The organism is Gallibacterium melopsittaci (assembly GCF_042433085.1).
Lineage (GTDB): Bacteria > Pseudomonadota > Gammaproteobacteria > Enterobacterales > Pasteurellaceae > Gallibacterium > Gallibacterium melopsittaci.
Map to the genome: position 1 here is coordinate 1 of NZ_JBHLWA010000005.1, position 1954 is coordinate 1954.

Sequence of the window (1954 nt, forward strand, 5' to 3'; positions counted from 1 at the left end):
ATAAATATTAGCCACAATTTTGTCCACTTGGCATAGTTTTTGACACATCAGCAACAATTTTGTCTACTATGCCGATTTTAGTTAAACATGATTATTTTTCATTTACTTGCACTTTTGCTTTTTGACGTAGAGATTCTACATATTGAGCAATTTTTTGTTGAGTAAGATTGTTAACTAATGTACCTCTGAGCTGTTCAAAAGTTGGGATACTTACAGGGCGTTCATCTTGAACTTGAAGAATATGATAACCAGCTTGTGTTTTGATTGGACCAGTAAGCACATTTTTCTTCGCATCTTTTACAGCTTCGGCAAAACCTGGAATAAAGTCATTACCATTACGCCAATTTAATTCACCGCCATCAGTTGCAGCATTTGTATCAATAGAATATTTTTTTGCTGCATCAGTGAAACTAATTTTGTTTGCTTTTAAGTCAGCAAGAATTTCTTTTGCTTTAGCTTCATCTTTTACCACAATGTGGCGAACACGATACTCACGGCTGTCTGATAATGTTTTAACAATATTATCGTAAGCACGGGTAAGTTCTTCTTCAGAAACTTGGTTTTTACTTGCCCATTGTTGTAGGAGTGTATTGATTAATACATTTTCACTTGCTGCTTGCATATTAGCTTTGATATCTGCTTTTTTATCTAAGCCTTGTTTTGCCGCTTCTTGTAATAAAACATCGCGATTAACTAATACATTGATTGCTTCTTTTCTTTGATCTGCAGTTGGTTTATCAATACCAAGCGTTGTAAAAATGTTGGTTACATCATTATCAGAGATTGCTTTACCATTTACTGTTGCGACATCTTTTGCCATTGCAGGTAAAGCTAAACTAAGAGCGATAACTAATAATAAACGTTTCATCTGTTGTCATCCTTTTTTGTAAAAAATTGAAGTTATTAGCTGTATTGCCTATATTTTTTAAGGCATAGTAATCTATGATACCAGTAATTTATAGAAAAGATCACGGATAATAACAAAAATTAGATAAGAAAATTGAAAATTTTTAAAAAATTTACGGGTTTATTAATGATTTTACAACCCAGCGGCTTAAAATTCCGCTGGACAAGAAAAAGTCATCACTTCTTTTGTAATTGGATGGGTGATGGTTAGACTCTCGGCGTGTAGGCAAAGGCGAGGTGCCATTGCTTTAACTTGTGGTGGTGAATAAAACTTATCGCCTAAAATAGGGTGCCCTAATGCCAGCATATGTACGCGTAATTGGTGAGAGCGACCTGTAATGGTGGTCGTTTTACCCACGCCATTTACCCCAACCATTAAAATCACAAATGGTTTTTTGTCAGTAAGGATTAATGGTTGCTCATTAGGTTTGAGAATTGTCCCTAATTCCACTTTTAATTGTTGGTAAAGTAATTCAGCATCTTTTAACTGTTTGCGTGTTGCATGTTCGGTTAAGTTATTAATGATTTTACTGGTTGTAGGAACGCCTACATCAGCAATTAATAACTGTTCTTCCAACTCTTCAAATAAGTCATCATCAATTTTTTTGCCAGTAAAGAAGTTGAGAAAACCTGCTCCAATATTCTGTTTCGTTTTGACTAAACCTTGCACTAAACGACTAAAGAAGCCTTGTTTAGTTGGTTTTTCTTGTGTTTCCATTTTAGCAGGCTCAGGCTCATCTTGTATTGGCGTTGTAACCTGTTCTTGATTATTTTCAAGATTTGATGTTGTTAATATTTCTTCAGATTGTTCCAATGATTCTTGTGTTTCTGAAATAGACTCAACAACAGGTATTTCTGTTGTTGTTATTGTTGTATCGGCTTTTTCTTCTGATTCTGTGACTGGGGTAGAAGTGATCTTCTGTGAGTCATTGGTTGTTTGATCTGCTGGTTTGTTACGTCCAAATAATGAAGCCTAAAATCCTTTTTTCTGTTTATTTTCTGACATAGATTAAAATACCAAGTTAAATCACTAAAAATTAACGCAAAA

General features: G+C 34.3%; 2 protein-coding genes. Both read right to left on the reverse strand.

Annotated elements, in window-relative coordinates; genetic code table 11:
* Window positions 1-91: 91 nt before the first annotated feature.
* Window positions 92-868, reverse strand: coding sequence for a peptidylprolyl isomerase (locus ACFFHT_RS01420; RefSeq protein WP_382372781.1), 777 nt, complete (start codon window positions 866-868; stop codon window positions 92-94).
* 186 nt (window positions 869-1054) lie between these two features.
* On the reverse strand, window positions 1055-1720 hold the full coding sequence (locus ACFFHT_RS01425; RefSeq protein ID WP_382372783.1) for a signal recognition particle receptor subunit alpha: 666 nt from the start codon (window positions 1718-1720) through the stop codon (window positions 1055-1057).
* Between the last annotated feature and the right edge of the window lie 234 nt (window positions 1721-1954).